The organism is Bradyrhizobium centrolobii (assembly GCF_001641635.1).
Classification (GTDB): domain Bacteria; phylum Pseudomonadota; class Alphaproteobacteria; order Rhizobiales; family Xanthobacteraceae; genus Bradyrhizobium; species Bradyrhizobium centrolobii.
Window position 1 is genome coordinate 207,391 of sequence record NZ_LUUB01000080.1, and the last position, 13,752, is coordinate 221,142.

Annotated in this window: 11 protein-coding genes; 5 read left to right on the plus strand and 6 right to left on the minus strand. The window is 64.3% G+C overall.

Annotated elements, in window-relative coordinates; all coding sequences use genetic code 11:
* Positions 1-98 precede the first annotated feature (98 nt).
* Positions 99-554 (minus strand): Lrp/AsnC family transcriptional regulator, encoded by a 456-nt coding sequence (locus tag AYJ54_RS29785; protein ID WP_063704881.1) that lies wholly within the window; start codon positions 552-554, stop codon positions 99-101.
* Positions 555-708: 154 nt separating this feature from the next.
* On the opposite strand from AYJ54_RS29785, the gene AYJ54_RS29790 reads away from it, so the two are divergent.
* A complete protein-coding gene (locus tag AYJ54_RS29790; protein ID WP_063704650.1) occupies positions 709-4,140 on the plus strand; it encodes an indolepyruvate ferredoxin oxidoreductase family protein in 3,432 nt (1,143 codons plus the stop codon).
* Between the two features lie 173 nt (positions 4,141-4,313).
* A complete protein-coding gene (gene iaaH, locus AYJ54_RS29795; RefSeq protein WP_063704883.1) occupies positions 4,314-5,741 on the plus strand; it encodes an indoleacetamide hydrolase in 1,428 nt (475 codons plus the stop codon).
* A gap of 122 nt (positions 5,742-5,863) precedes the next feature.
* Here iaaH and AYJ54_RS29800 read toward each other — a convergent pair whose 3' ends face one another.
* The gene (locus AYJ54_RS29800; protein WP_063704653.1) at positions 5,864-6,775 is read right to left on the minus strand and encodes a LysR family transcriptional regulator; all 912 of its coding nucleotides are present in this window, start codon (positions 6,773-6,775) and stop codon (positions 5,864-5,866) included.
* Between the two features lie 141 nt (positions 6,776-6,916).
* Between AYJ54_RS29800 and AYJ54_RS29805 the strand changes: the two genes are divergently transcribed.
* The 3 genes from AYJ54_RS29805 (at position 6,917) to AYJ54_RS29815 (ending at position 10,293) form a co-directional block, all read left to right on the plus strand.
* Complete coding sequence (locus tag AYJ54_RS29805) at positions 6,917-8,068, plus strand: HlyD family secretion protein (RefSeq protein ID WP_063704655.1); 1,152 nt, start codon at positions 6,917-6,919, stop codon at positions 8,066-8,068.
* Between the two features lie 117 nt (positions 8,069-8,185).
* Complete coding sequence (locus AYJ54_RS29810; protein ID WP_063704657.1) at positions 8,186-9,802, plus strand: MDR family MFS transporter; 1,617 nt, start codon at positions 8,186-8,188, stop codon at positions 9,800-9,802.
* Positions 9,803-9,831: 29 nt separating this feature from the next.
* On the plus strand, positions 9,832-10,293 hold the full coding sequence (locus AYJ54_RS29815; protein WP_063704659.1) for a carboxymuconolactone decarboxylase family protein: 462 nt from the start codon (positions 9,832-9,834) through the stop codon (positions 10,291-10,293).
* Positions 10,294-10,506: 213 nt separating this feature from the next.
* On the opposite strand, the gene AYJ54_RS29820 is transcribed toward AYJ54_RS29815, so the two are convergent.
* From AYJ54_RS29820 to AYJ54_RS29835, 4 genes are all read right to left on the minus strand, one after another.
* On the minus strand, positions 10,507-11,367 hold the full coding sequence (locus tag AYJ54_RS29820; RefSeq protein WP_063704661.1) for a D-amino-acid transaminase: 861 nt from the start codon (positions 11,365-11,367) through the stop codon (positions 10,507-10,509).
* 181 nt (positions 11,368-11,548) lie between these two features.
* Positions 11,549-12,280, minus strand: a complete 732-nt coding sequence (locus tag AYJ54_RS29825; protein ID WP_063704663.1) for an amino acid ABC transporter ATP-binding protein — start codon at positions 12,278-12,280, stop codon at positions 11,549-11,551.
* A 9-nt stretch (positions 12,281-12,289) separates the two neighbouring features.
* Complete coding sequence (locus AYJ54_RS29830) at positions 12,290-12,982, minus strand: amino acid ABC transporter permease (protein WP_063704665.1); 693 nt, start codon at positions 12,980-12,982, stop codon at positions 12,290-12,292.
* 2 nt (positions 12,983-12,984) lie between these two features.
* Entirely contained in the window at positions 12,985-13,716 is a 732-nt protein-coding gene (locus AYJ54_RS29835) for an amino acid ABC transporter permease (protein WP_063704667.1), read from the minus strand.
* Positions 13,717-13,752: the final 36 nt, after the last annotated feature.

Genomic DNA, 13,752 nt, shown 5'->3' on the forward strand with positions numbered 1-13,752 from the left:
GAGAGCCCCCACCCGGCGCTTCGCGCCGACCTCCCCCGCAAGCGGGAGAGGTTGAGCGAGCTCGCGGCTCAATCAATCCCACCTCATGCCAATTCGTCTCAAAACGGCAGCGCCACGCCGGTCTTGATCTCCTTGAGCACCACGTTGCTGCGGACATAGCGGATGCCGGGAATGCGGAACATGAATTCGTCGAGAAACCTGTTGTAGGCGGCCATGTCCTGCACAACGACGTGCAGGTGATAGTCGGCGTCACCCGTGGTCGCAAAGCACTCCAGCACTTCGCGACGCTTCGTCACCCGCGCGACGAACTCATCGACGAATTTCGCGTCGTGCCGCTCTAGCGATACATGGAGGATGGCGGACATCGCAAAACCCGCCCGCTCCCGCGCAACCAGCGCCGCATAGCCCTGGATGACGCCAGTCTCCTCGAGCGCGCGCACCCGACGCCAGCAGGCCGACGTCGACATGCCGACCGCGTCCGCGAGTTGCTGGTTGGTGGCGCGGCCGTCCTTCTGGAGATGGGCGAGAATCCGCGCGTCCTGATCTTCGATCACCAAAGCTCCTCAGTCCGATAGTTTATACCATATTGTACCGTAAACTGGAAGATCATACCAAATTTCAGGCCATATCGGAATAGATAGGTAAGACCTACCACCCACCCGGGCTTAATCTCAGCGTATTCGGCAGGGATGCCGCGCGAGGTCCGCCATGGACGCCATTCCATCACTCGACAGTTACGAACTCTCCGACCGCTACGACCGCGAACACGGCCGCGTCTTCCTCACAGGCACACAGGCCATCGTCCGGATTGCACTCGACCAGGCGCGGCGCGACCGCGCGGCCGGGCTCAACACCGCCGGCTTCATCTCCGGCTATCGCGGCTCGCCGCTCGGCGGCATCGATCTCGAACTCTGGCGCATCAAAGAGCAGCTGAAGCGAGACCGCATCGAATTCCTGCCGGCCGTGAACGAGGATCTTGCGGCAACTGCGGTGCTCGGCTCGCAGCAGGTCGAGACCCAAGCAGATCGCGAGGTCGATGGCGTGTTCGGGCTGTGGTATGGCAAGGGACCCGGCGTCGACCGCTCCGGCGATGCGCTGAAGCACGGCAACGCCTATGGTTCCTCGCCGCATGGCGGCGTGCTGGTGGTCGCGGGCGACGACCATGGCTGCGTCTCCTCCTCGATGCCGCACCAGTCCGACGTTGCCTTCATGAGCTGGTTCATGCCGACGCTGCATCCGGCCAGCGTCGGCGAATATCTCGAGTTCGGCGAATATGGCTATGCGCTGAGCCGCTTCTCCGGCATGTGGGTCGGCTTCAAGGCGATCTCGGAGATCGTGGAATCGGGCGCCTCTGTCGCATTGCGCCCGCCGCGCGCCTTCCGCACGCCCGACTTCGTGCCGCCGCCGGGCGGGCTGCACTATCGCTGGCCCGACCTGCCGGGGCCGCAGATCGAGGAGCGGCTGGAGGCGAAGAAGCATGCGGTCTACGCCTTCGCAAAAGCCAATCCCATCGACCGCCACATCTACGACATCCCGCATGCGACCTACGGCATCGTCACGACAGGCAAGGCGCATCTCGACCTGATGGAGGCGCTGCGGCTGATGGGTCTCGATGAAGCGGCGTGCCGCAGCATCGGCATCGACGTCTACAAGGTCGGCATGGTCTGGCCGCTGGCGCTGCACGACGCGATGGAATTCGTGAAGGGCAAGCGCGAGATTTTGGTGGTCGAGGAGAAGCGCGGCATCATCGAGAGCCAGTTCAAGGAATACTTTTACGACTATCCCGGCGCAAAGCCCGAGCGCATGGTCGGCAAGCACGACGAGACCGGCGCGCGGCTGATCTCCTGGATCGGTGAATTGTCGCCCCGCGCGCTCGCGTCTGTGCTGGCGCGCCGGCTCGATCCAATGTTTCCGGGCCTCAATCTCGCCGCGCGTGCCGCCACGCTTACGCCGGAGGCAGAGCGCACGATCAACGTCACCGGCGCAACGCGCACGCCCTACTTCTGCTCCGGTTGCCCGCACAACACGTCGACGAAGGTGCCGGAGGGATCGAGGGCGCTGGCCGGCATCGGCTGCCATTTCATGGCGAGTTGGATGGACCGCGAGACATCCTCGCTGATCCAGATGGGCGGCGAAGGCGTGAACTGGGCGGCCTCGTCGAGATTCACCGGCCACAAGCACGTGTTCCAGAACCTCGGCGAAGGCACCTATTATCACTCCGGCTCGATGGCGATCCGGCAGGCTATCGCGGCAGGCGCCAACATCACCTACAAGATCCTGTTCAACGACGCGGTCGCCATGACCGGCGGCCAGCCGGTCGACGGCCCCATAGGCGTGCACGCCATCGCCCACAGCGTCCGCGCCGAAGGTGTTTCGCGCATCGCGCTGGTGTCGGACGAGCCCTCGCAGTTTTCACCTGCGGATCTGCCCTCCGGGGCGACTATCCATCCGCGCGAGGAGATGGACGCCGTGCAGCGCGATCTGCGCGACGTCCCCGGCGTCTCCGTGCTGATCTATCAGCAGACCTGCGCCACCGAGAAGCGGCGTCGGCGCAAGCGCGGGCAGATGATCGATCCGAAGCGCTTCGCCTATATCAACGATCTCATCTGCGAGGGCTGCGGCGACTGCTCGGTTGAGTCCAACTGCCTCAGCGTCGAGCCGAAGGAGACGCCATTCGGCCGCAAACGCCAGATCAACCTCTCGGCCTGCAACAAGGATTTCTCCTGCCTCAACGGCTTCTGCCCGAGTTTTGTCACCGTTGAGGGTGCCACGCGCCGGGCGAAGACGGCGAGCAGTATCGACGCGACCAGCCGCGCTGCAACGCTTCCCCTGCCCGCCCCCGCATCGCTCGATCGTCCCTACGATTTGCTCGTGACCGGCGTCGGCGGCACCGGCGTGATCACGGTCGGCGCGCTGATCGGCATGGCGGCGCATCTCGAACGCCGCGGCGCCTCGGTGCTGGACTTTACGGGCTTTGCGCAGAAATTCGGTCCCGTGCTGAGCTACATCCGCCTGGCGGCGTCCCCTGAGGCACTGCACCAGGTGCGCATCGATCAGGGCGCGGCGGATGCGCTGATCGGTTGCGACCTCGTCGTGAGCTCCGCGCCAAAGGCGTCCGGCACGTATCGCCGCGGCACACGCGCGGCGATCAACACCGCGGAGATGCCGACCGGGGACGTCGTCCGTTTCCGCGATGCCGATCTCGCCTCGCCCGCGCGCCTGCGCGCGATCGCCCGGGTCATCGGCGAAGTCAATCTCGACACGATCAACGCCAACGCGTTGGCCGAAAGCCTGCTCGGCGATAGCGTCTATGCCAACATCATCATGCTTGGCTTTTCCTGGCAGCGCGGACTTGTGCCGCTCTCGCTGGAGGCGTTGCTCCGCGCGATCGAGCTCAATGGCGTCTCCGTTGAACGCAACAAGCAGGCTTTCGCCTGGGGTCGGATCGCCGCCGCCGATCCGGAGTTTCTGCCCAGGCCCAAGAGCGCTCCCGCCGCCGAGACGCTCGATCAGATCATCGACCGTCGTGCCGAATTCCTGACCGCCTACCAGGATGCTGCCTATGCCGCGCGCTATCGGGAGATGATCGCGAAGGTGCGTCGTGCCGAGTCAAGATTGGGTAGCGAGGCGCTGACCGACGCGGTCGCACGCTCCCTGTTCAAGCTGATGGCCTACAAGGACGAGTACGAAGTGGCGCGCCTGCATATGCAGTCCGGCTTCCTCGACATCCTGAAGCGTGAGTTCGACGGTGATTTCCGCGTCAATTACCACCTCGCCCCGCCCTTCCTTCCCTCACGGCGCGACGCACGGGGTCGGCCGCGTAAGCGCGCCTTCGGCCAATGGATCCAGATGCCGCTGGCCGCGCTGGCGCGGCTGAAGGTGTTGCGCGGCACGCCGTTCGATCCGTTCGGCTACACCGCCGAGCGGCGCGCGGAACGGGAGCTGATCGGCTGGTATGAAGGCTTGATCGAGGCGATGCTCGCCCGGCTCGATGCGACTGGCCTGTCCGACATGATCGCGATCGCCAGGGCACCGATGGAGATCCGCGGCTACGGCCCGGTGAAGGACGCCGCAATCACGAAGGTAAAGGCCGAGGTCGGGGGGTTACTGACCCGCCCGGTATCGGCCCGAGCAGCCTGACGGGCCTGCGTCCTCAAAAATGAGGACACGCGCCGGCGCGGCGGCGAGGTAAGCTTCGGCGGTCACCTTCACCGATGGGGAGCCTCATGCAACGCAGACCGCTTCCGCTGAATTCAGCCATCGCGAGCTTCGTCCTGGTGGCCGGCGCGGTACCCGCCCTCGCGCAACAGGCGATTGATCTCGATCAGCTGACCATGACCCGGGCCGCAACCGATCTCTGCGCCGGCAAGATCACCAGCAAGGCACTGACCTCGGCAGCGCTGGCGCGCGCCAAGGCCAATCCCAACCTCAACGCCTTCATCACGCTTGATGAAGCCGGCGCCATGAAGGCCGCCGAGGCCTTCGACGCGCGGCGCAAGAAGGGCGCCTGCAAGCCCCTTGGCGGCGTGCCGATCGTGATCAAGGACAATATCGAGGTCGCGGGGCTGCCCTCCAGCGCCGGCACGCCAGCCCTCAAGAGCTTCGTGCCGAAGCAGGACGCGCCCGTCGCGGCAAAACTGCGCGCGGCCGGCGCGATCATCATCGGCAAGACCAACATGCATGAGCTCGCCTTCGGCATCTCGGGCTACAATGCGGGCTTCAAGACCGGCAGCGAGCCCGGCGTCCGCAACGCCTATGACAACAGCAAGATCGCCGGCGGCTCCTCGTCCGGAACGGCAGCCGCGATCGGCGCGCGGATCGTCACCGCGGGCCTTGGCACCGACACCGGCGGCTCCGTCAGGGTCCCCTGCGCGCTCAATGGCTGTGCGTCGCTGCGGCCGACCGTCGGCCGCTATCCGCAAGGCGGCATCGCGCCGATCTCCCACACCCGCGATACCGCGGGCCCGATGGCCGCCACCATGACTGATGTCGCGGCGCTCGACCGGGTCATCGCCGGCGGTGGCACGATCGCGCCCGCCGATCTGAAGCAGGTGCGCATTGGCGTGGTGAAGACCATGCAGGCCAATCTCGACGGCGATACCGATGCCGCCTTCAACGGGGTGATCGACAAGCTCAAGTCGCAAGGCGTCACCGTGCTCGATGTCGATATGCCAGAGCTTAATGAGCTCAACGGCAAAGTGAGCTTCCCCGTCGCGATCTTCGAGGCCAACGACGACATGGTCGCCTATCTCAAGCACACCGGCACCGGCCTCACCATCGAGGCCCTGGCCAAGGAGATTGCGAGCCCCGATGTGAAAGGCACCTATGAGGGTCTCGTCATCCCGCGCAAGTTGCCCGGCCCCGACAACACGGTGGTCGACGGCAAGCCGGCCTATGATGCGGCCATGAAGACCGGTCGGCCGACGCTCCAGACGCTCTATCGGGACACGTTCACGAAGAATAAGCTCGATGCCCTCGCCTTCCCGACCACGCCGAAGGTCGCGATCGACTCGAATCCCGATTCCAGCAGCCTGCCGAACTTCCTGCTATTCATCCAGAACACCGATCCCGGCAGCAATGCCGGCATTCCTGGCATCCAGATCCCGGTCGCGCTCGGCGCATCGAGCAAATTGCCTGTCGGCCTTGAGCTCGATGGTCCTGCGGGGAGCGACCGCCGATTGCTCGCGATCGGAATGGCGATGGAGAAGGTGTTCGGGCGACTGCCTGCGCCGGCGCGCTAGATGCATGATGCGGTTAAGTCTGGTTAGGAACCGCGAGGGAAGGTGCGCTCCTCTCGCGCTTGCGGGGGAGGGCTGGGGTGGAGGTGTCTCCACAATGAACACTCTGGAGGGAGCCCTTCTCCTCAGGAATAGGGATTGATCAGCTTCTGCTGCTCCGCACTGTGAAGCACGAGCATGTCGATGAAGGTCCTGACCTTCGCGGACAAATGGTGCCGGTGTGGATAGACTGCGTTCATCGACATCTCGACCGGCCGGTATTCGGGCAACAGACGAACCAGGTGGCCTGCTTCGAGATCGTCGCGAATGAGAAATCCGGCCATCAGGCAGACGGCGGCGCCTTCCAGCGCCACCTTCCGCAACGCCTCCCCGCTGTTGGTGACGAAGCTGCCCGAGATGCGCACCGATGCCGGCGTTCCCTTGCGGTCGAAGAAGCGCCAGTCGTCGCCGAAGGGATAGTTCACGTGACGACCGCAATTATGCGCGGTGAGCTCCTCGAGCTTCTGAACGCGGCCGTGCTTTTCGAGATAGTCGTGCGAGCAGCACAGCACGTGGCGCCAGGTGGCGAGGCTGCGGACGATCAGGCTCGAATCCGGCGGCGAGATCATGCGCAGGGCGACGTCGTAGCCTTCCTCGATCAGATCGACCTCGGCCTCGCCCATGCGCAGATCGACCTTGATCTCCGGATAGGTCGCCAGGAGCTTTGCCACCACCGGCGCGACGAAGGGCACCATGTGCGTGGCGGAGTGGATGCGCAGCGTGCCGCGGGGCTCCGATTGCAATTCGCTCGCAATGTCGTCGGCCTGTTCGAGGTCGGCGAGGATCTGGGTGGAGCGGTCGTAATAGGCCTTGCCGATTTCGGTGAGGCTCACCTTCCGCGTGGTGCGGTTGAGCAGCCGCACGCCGAGCCGGTCCTCCAGCGCCTGCACGTGGTTGCTGACCATGGTTGTCGACATGTTGAGCCGGCGCGCAGCGGCGGAAAAGCCACCGTTCTCGACCACCCGGACGAAGGCCGTAAGGCTGGTGAAGCGGTCCATCTCGTGAGGCTCCGATTATCCGCTCTTACTGGATAATGCTTCCAATTCTTCATGGATTATCACAAGGGCCGGGACAGCGCATCTTCACGCTCGACAGCAGCGCCCCCTTCGGAACGGGACGTCTGGCGATCCGGAGATGTCATGTCGAACGCTTCTTATGTTACTGAAACCAAAAACAAAATCAGCCTCCGCCCGTCGCGGCAGGCGATCAAGCGGGCAGCCATCGGGCTGGCGCTGGCGCTCGGCATCGCTGCGGCCGGCGACTTCGGCTACAGCTACCTGACGACCGGCCGCTACCTCGAATCCACCGACGACGCCTACGTGAAGGCGGATTCCACGATCATCGCGCCAAAGGTCTCGGGCTACATCGCCCAGGTGCTGGTCGGCGACAACGAGAAGGTCAAGGCGGGCCAGCTACTGGCCAAGATCGACGACCGCGATTTCAAGACCGCGCTCGAGCAGGCCCGCGCTGATGTCGCGGCCGCTGAAGCCTCGGTGCGCAACCTCGATGCCCAGCTCGAACTGCAGCAGCCGATCATCGAGCAGGGCACGGCGGACGTCGCCGCGGCCGAGGCCAATCTGAAATTCGCGCAGGAAGAGCGCGCCCGCTACGACGACCTGATGAAATCGGGCTCGGGCACGATCCAGCGTGCGCAGCAGACCGACGCAGCGCTGGGCGCCAGCAACGCGCAATTGCAGCACGCGAAGTCAGGCCTGTTGGCCGCACAGCGCAAGGTCGACGTGCTCACCACGCAACGCGCTCAGGCCGTCGCCCAGCTCGCGCGCGCCCGCGCGGTCGCTGAGCAGGCCTCATTGAACCTGTCCTATACCGGGATCACCGCGCCGGTCGACGGCACGGTCGGCGCCCGTTCGCTACGTGTTGGCCAGTACGTGCAGGCGGGCACGCAATTGATGGCGGTGGTGCCGCTCGATGCGGTCTACGTCGTCGCGAATTTCAAGGAGACGCAGCTCACGCATGTGCGCCCGGGCCAGCCGGTCGAGCTGCGCATCGACAGCTTCCGCAACGAGACCCTGCGCGGCCATGTCGACAGCCTGTCGCCGGCGAGCGGGCTCGAATTCGCGCTACTGCCGCCCGACAACGCCACCGGCAATTTCACCAAGATCGTGCAACGCGTGCCGGTGAAGATCGTGCTCGACGACCACCGCCTGGCCGGCCTGTTGCGGCCCGGCATGTCGGCGGTGCCGACCGTCGACACCAAGGCGACCGTGCTGGCCGAACGCGAGACCAGCGAACGTCTGGCTGACAATACGGCGCGTCCGAACGGCAGCTGAGGTCCATCGATCGCGGCAGGATTATCAAGACCCGCCGGACGATCCTTCCAAGACTTCCTCGATTATCGAAACCATCCGCCTAATGCATTCTGTCTCCGTAATCGAGACGAGGCTTCCATGAGCACGCTCCAACCCGCCCTCAACGCCGCTTCCGCCGCCAGCATTCCCGCCCCGGCTATGCCGGCAACGCCAGCGGTCTCCGCAAAAACCTGGATCGCCGTGGTCGGCGCAACGCTCGGCGCCTTCATGGCGGTGCTGAACATCCAGATCGTCAACGCCTCGCTTGCAGACATCCAGGGTGCGATCGGCGCCGGCATCGACGACGGCGGCTGGATCTCGACCTCCTACCTGATCGCCGAGATCGTCGTGATCCCGCTGTCCGGCTGGCTGGCACAGGTGTTCTCGATCCGCATCTATCTGCTCACCAACGCGACCTTATTTCTGGTGTTCTCGGCGGCCTGCGCGCTGGCGCAAGACTTGCCGCAGATGATCGTTCTGCGCGCCGTGCAGGGCTTTTCCGGCGGCGTATTGATCCCGATGGCGTTCACACTGATCATCACGCTCTTGCCGAAGGCGAAGCAGCCGATCGGACTTGCGCTGTTTGCGATCTCTGCGACATTCGCGCCAGCCATCGGCCCGACCATTGGCGGTTATCTGACCGAGAACTGGGGCTGGCAGTACATCTTCTACGTCAACCTGGTGCCCGGCACGCTGATGATCGCGATGCTGTGGTTCTCGCTGGAAGCCAAACCGATGAAGCTGCCGCTGCTGCGCGAGGGCGACTGGCCGGGCATCATCACCATGGCGATCGGCCTCTCCGCGCTGCAGACCGTGCTGGAAGAAGGCAACAAGGACGACTGGTTCGGCTCGCCTTTCATCGTCAAACTGTCCATTATCGCCGCCATTGCGCTGACCGCCTTTCTGTTGATCGAACTTACTGCGAAGAAGCCGCTGTTGAACCTGCGTCTGCTGGTTCGCCGCAATTTCGGTTTCGGCATCCTCGCCAACTTCCTGCTCGGCATCGCGCTGTACGGTTCGGTGTTCATCATGCCCGTCTATCTGTCGCGCATCCAGGGCTACAACGCCGAACAGATCGGCATGGTTCTGGCCTGGACCGGCTTGCCGCAGCTGTTGCTGATCCCGCTCGTGCCGCGGCTGATGCAGCGCTTCGATGCCCGGATCATTATCGGCATCGGCTTCGCGCTGTTCGCGATCTCAAATTTCATGAACATCTATATGACGAATGACTACGCGACCGATCAGCTGTTCTGGCCCAACGTCGTTCGTGCCGTGGGACAGGCCTTTGTATTCGCACCGCTCTCGGCCGTCGCCACTGCCGGGATCGAGCCGGAGAATGCCGGCTCCGCATCGGGCCTGTTCAACATGATGCGCAACCTCGGCGGCGCCATCGGCATCGCACTGCTGCAAACGCTCCTGACCAAGCGCGAGCAGTATCACTCCAACGTGCTGATGCAGTCGGTCTCGGTGTTCGAGCAGGCGACCCGGACGCGGCTGGAACAGCTCACACAATATTTCGTCAATCACGGCGTCCTCGACCGCGCCGACGCCTCCCATCGCGCCTATGTCGCGATCGGCCATATCGTGCAGAAGCAGGCCTATATCCTCGCGTTCAGCGACACCTTCTATCTGCTCGGCATGGCCCTGATCGTGGCCCTGGTCGCCGCCCTCTTCCTGAAGAAGCCCGGCCACCTCTCGGCCGGGGAAGCGCACTGACATCAATCCGCAAAGTAAGGAGAACGACCATGAAGCCCCGCATGAATTTCTACCAGGCTGCACCCGACACGCTGAAGGCACTGATGGCGCTGGAAGAGCAGATCCAGTCGACGGGCCTCGAGAAGTCGCTGATCGAGCTCGTCAAGATCCGCGCATCGCAAATCAACGGCTGCGCCTTTTGCATCAACATGCACACCGAAGACGCGCGCAAACGCGGCGAGACCGAGCAGCGCATCTATCTGCTCAGCGCCTGGCGTGAATCCCCGCTCTATTCCGACCGCGAGCGCGCGGCGCTCGCCTGGACCGAGTCGGTGACGCTGATCTCGCAGACGCACGCTCCCGACGACGTGTACGAGCAGGTGCGCGCGCAGTTCTCCGACGAGGAGACGGTGAACCTGACCATGCTAATCGCGGCCATCAATGCCTGGAACAGGATCGCGATCGCGTTCCGCGCCGTCCACCCGGTGAAGGTGAAGGCGTCGGTGGCGTGAGGCGGCGGGATGCCGTCGATCGCATGATGAACGCGACGCCGCTTCCACATTCTCACTGTCATGCCCCGCGAAGGCGGGGCATCCAGTATTCCAGAGACGCCAGATGTCCCATGCACTGCCGCGGCGTACTGGATCGCCCGGTCAAGCCGGGCGATGACGGCGGAGTGTGTGGCAACTGCATCGCGCCCCTTCGTCAACTGGGAGCGTGGTTCGCTAAACCCCCGTCGCCTTGGCGAACTCCACGTAGATCTCCCGCAGCCGCTTGGCCATCGGGCCGGGCTTGCCGTCGCCGACCGTCTTGCCGTCGATCGCGACCACCGGCTGCACGAACAGCGAGGCCGAGGTGATGAAGGCTTCCTTGGCGGCGAGCGCTTCCGCGACCGTGAAGGAACGCTCCTCGACGCGGAGCTGGCGCTCTTCGGCGAGGGCGACCACGGCCTTGCGGGTGCACCCCGGCAGGATCGCGTTGGAATTCTGGCGGGTCACGATGACGTCGTCCTGGGTCAGGATGAACGCCGAGGACGAGCCGCCCTCGGTGACGAAGCCGTCTTCGAGCATCCATGCCTCGCCGGCACCGGCCTCGGCCGCGGCCTGCTTCGCCAGCACCTGCGCCAGCAGCGCCACGCTCTTGATGTCGCGCCGCTCCCAGCGGATGTCGGGGACCGTGATGACGTTGATGCCGGTCTTGGCCGAGGCCGCGCCGACGATGTCCTTCTCCGAGGTGAACATCACCAGGCTCGACTCCACGTCGCCCTTGGGGAATGCGAAGTCGCGACCCTTGTCGGCGCCGCGCGTCACCTGGAGATAAACGAGGCCGTTGGCGACCTTGTTGCGCGCGACGAGTTCCTTCTGGATCTCGGTGATGCGCTCGACCGTCATCGGCAGCTTGAGCTTGATCTCGCCGACCGACCGCTCCAGCCGCGCCAGATGCGAGGCATTGTCGACCAGCTTGCCGTCGAGCACGGCCGCGACCTCGTAGATGCCGTCGGCGAACAGGAAGCCGCGGTCGAGGATCGATATCTTGGCGTTCGAGAGCGGGACGAATGAGCCGTTGACGTAGGCGATCGAGTCCAAGGGAAGTCTCCTGGCGGAATGGGGATTTGCCAGTTCCTATACGAAATTTGTTGATGTCACGAAACCCTCAACTCGTCATTCCGGGGCGGCGCGCAGCGGCGAGCCCGGAATCCATAACCACCGGCCGGGGTTATGGATTCCGGGCCTGCGCCTTCGGCGCACCCCGGAATGACGATGGGAGTTAGTGCGACAAAATCTTCGACAAGAACTTCTGCGCGCGGTCGCTGCGGGGCTTGCCGAAGAAATCGTCCTTCGGCGCGTCCTCGACGATCTCGCCGCGGTCCATGAAGATCACGCGGTTGGCGACCTTGCGGGCAAAGCCCATCTCGTGGGTGACGACCATCATGGTCATGCCCTCGCGGGCGAGGTCGACCATGACGTCGAGCACCTCGCTGATCATCTCGGGATCGAGCGCGGAGGTCGGCTCGTCGAACAGCATGGCGATCGGATCCATCGCCAGCGCGCGTGCAATCGCGACGCGCTGCTGCTGGCCACCGGAGAGCTGCGCGGGGAATTTCTGCGCATGCTCCTTCAGCCCGACGCGCTCCAAGAGCATCATACCCTTGGTAACGGCCTTGTCATGCGCCCGGCCCAGCACCTTCTCCTGGGCGAGGCAGAGATTGTCGATGATCTTCAGGTGCGGGAACAGCTCGAAGTGCTGGAACACCATGCCGACGCGGGCGCGCAGCTTCGGCAGATCGGTCCTGGGATCGTTGACCTTGGTGCCGTCGACGGTGATATCGCCCTTCTGGAACGGCTCCAGCGCGTTGACGCATTTGATCAGCGTGGATTTGCCCGAGCCCGAGGGCCCGCACACCACCACCACCTCGCCCTTGGCGACGTTGGTGGTGCAGTCCTTCAGCACCTGAAACGCGGTGCTGTACCATTTGTCGACGTGACTGATCTCGATCATGACAAGGCTCTAACGAATGATGGCGATGCGCGACTGCAGGCGGCGGACGCCGACGGACGCAACGCAGGAGATAGTGAAATAGACAAGGGCCGCGAACAGATACATCTCGACCAGACGGCCGTCGCGCTGCGCGACCTTGCTCGCGGCGCCGAGGAAATCCGGGATCGAGAGCACGTAAACCAGCGAGGTGTCCTGGAACAGCACGATGGTCTGGGTCAGCAGCACCGGAAGCATGTTGCGGAAGGCCTGCGGCAGCACGACGTAGCGCATGGTCTGGGCATAGGTCAGGCCGAGCGCGTTGGCCGCCGCCGGCTGGCCGCGCGAGATCGACTGGATGCCGGCGCGCATGATCTCCGAGAAGTACGCCGCCTCGAACATGATGAAGGTGATGAGCGAGGAGGCGAAGGCGCCGACGCTGATCGGACGCGAGGCGCCGGTCAGCCACTGCCCGATATAGGGCACCAGGAAGTAGAACCAGAAGATGACGAGCACCAGCGGCAGCGAGCGCATGAAGTCGACATAGAGGCCGGCGATGCGGCCGAGTATCTTGTAGCCCGAGAGCCGCATCAGGGCGATCGCGGTGCCGAAGATCAGGCCGCCGAGCGCGGAGAGCGCCGTCAGCGTCAGCGTGAACGTCATGCCCTCGTAGAAGAGATACGGCAGCGAGCGGCGGATGACGTCGAAATCGAAACTACCGAGCATCGCTATTTCCCCGTGATGTAGCCGGGGATCGCGACATAGCGCTCGAGGATGCGCATGCCGGTCACGACGACGGCGTTGACGAGGAGGTAGAGGATGGTCGCGGCGGTGAAGGCCTCGAACACCTGGAACGAGAACTCCTGCATCGAGCGCGCCTGTCCGGTGAGTTCGAGCAGGCCGATCGTGATCGCCACCGCGGTGTTCTTGATGGTGTTGAGGAACTCGGAGGTCAGCGGCGGCAGGATGATGCGGAACGCCATCGGCAGCAGCACGTAGCGATAGCCCTGCACGGTCGTCAGACCCAGCGCAGTGGCCGCCTGCCGTTGCCCGCGCGGCAGCGAGCCGATGCCGGCCTGCAATTGCACGGCGACGCGTGCCGACATGAACAGGCCGACGCCGATCGAGGCGGTCCAGAACGGTGCGTTCGGCAATTGCTTCAGCCACAGGCCGGCGGCCTTCGGCAGGATTTCAGGCAGCACGAAGAACCACAGGAAGAGCTGCACCAGGAGCGGCATGTTGCGGAAAAATTCGACGTAAGCGAAGCCGAACCAGTAGGCGCCCCTTGAGGGCAGCGTGCGCATCACGCCGACGATCGAGCCGGTGATGAGCGCGATGATCCAGGCCAGCACCGCGGTCTCGAGGGTCAGCACCAGCCCAGACAACAGCAAGTCGAGATAGGTGCCGGTCCCCATCGGGTTCGGCTGGAAAAAGATTCCCCAGTTCCAGTTGTAGGTCACGTGTCCCCCGCGCGAACGCGCCGATTGTACGAACTG